Annotated in this window: 1 protein-coding gene; it reads right to left on the bottom strand. The window is 66.4% G+C overall.

Going from position 1 to position 1,497, the window contains the following annotated elements; translation table 11 throughout:
* Positions 1–507 precede the first annotated feature (507 nt).
* The coding region (locus L598_RS21270) for a hypothetical protein (protein ID WP_210245038.1) at positions 508–1,497 on the bottom strand (990 nt) is incomplete at its 5' end.

The raw sequence follows: 1,497 nt of genomic DNA on the forward strand, positions 1-1,497 counted from the left end.
CGCCCGCGGATGTCGAGATGACCGGGGCCGGAAGGGGCGCGCTCTTTGGGAGGGGTGACGGGCATTGGCTCATGGTGGTGGGTCCTTCTCGTCTGATGTCGGTGAGGGRATGGACGGCACGSTGCYTGCGCGCGYRAAGCCCCTGGGGGTGGGAGTGGGAGAACCCGCTCGGCGCGGTTCTCCCCCACCCCCGAAGGGGGTGGCTTTCACCCCCACAACTTCGAGAGCGCATCAACATGCTGAAACTGTTGAGGAAATCGAAGTTGGGACGACCCATGGCGTCGGTCGCGTTCCCAACTTGAATCTGCGAAAGGCCGCGCAGCGGGGCGCGCGGGAGCCAAGGTAGTTGGGACGAGCTTTCCCAACTTGAATGTGCGCGGGATGGCTGGGCGGACCGCGGCGGCGCGAAGAGCAGCGAAAGTAGTTGGGAAGCTGGCCGCCCAGCTCGCCGCAACTTGCCACAACTTGATCCTGCGTAAGTCCGCGTAATCGGGATGAGCTGGCGCATCACGAGGTCACCTCCGTCTGATAGACCCAGACCAGAGGGTTCTCGACCGGCAGCGCCGCGCCGCTCTGCGGGCATTTGTAGGTGCTGGGAAGGACAGGGATCCGGACGGGCACGATCTCGCCGGTGTCGGGGTCTGCCGTCTCTTCTCCGGTCGGGAACGTCATGCCCTCGACGCAGAGATAGCCGAACTTCGARCGCGAGGTYGGCAGACCGAACGGCGCGCCATCGCGAACGAACTTGATGAAACCCTTTGTGGCCAGCACGCTGATCCGTTCGCGGATCGTGTCCTTGCCGCCGAGCCCGGCCTGGTTCTCGAAGCTCTCGGCGAATTGCAGAGCGGTGTAGAGCCGGCCGGCCTCGGCCTCATCGAAGAGCAGTTGAAGGATCACGTCGTGTTTGCGCGCGCGCTCAGCGTCGAGCTTCTCGCCGAACTCGCGACGCACGAGCCTTGTCTCCGAGCGGTCGATCGCGATCCAGCGTCCGTCCGCCTTGTCGACGATCATCGGCTCGATGCCGGGGCCGTTGCGGAGCTCGAAATGCAGCATCCGCTCCGGTCGGTCCTCGTCGGGCCGGTGCATGATCACSCCGGAGGTGTAGAAGCTGCGGAGGCTGCCCGCGCCCGAGAGCGCCATGAACGGGTCCTCGACGAGCTGCTTCTTGGTGATCTTGCGGGTGTGATGGCAGAGGATCAGGCCGGCATCCGGGGCTACGGCGTCCCGCAGSGCYTCGACCCGCTCCTGCAGGAAGAAGAGCATCGCGGTGTTGTCGTTCTCCCCGCCGCCGTCCGGACCGCCATCGAAGAGATTGCGGATCGGGTCGATGCAGAGGATRTCGGGCGCGCCATGGCCGTAGTGGKCGCGRACCGCGGCGATGGTCAGGCCCACGCCGCCGGCGTCGAGCAGCATGCGGACCTTCGGCGTGGCGACGAGATTGTCGCGCGCCGCGGCCAGGAGCGCCGGCTCGATCCGGATGGCCTGGAGGCGCTCCCG

Origin of the sequence: Mesorhizobium sp. J18, assembly GCF_007829525.1 — a bacterium.
Classification (GTDB): domain Bacteria; phylum Pseudomonadota; class Alphaproteobacteria; order Rhizobiales; family Rhizobiaceae; genus VLJP01.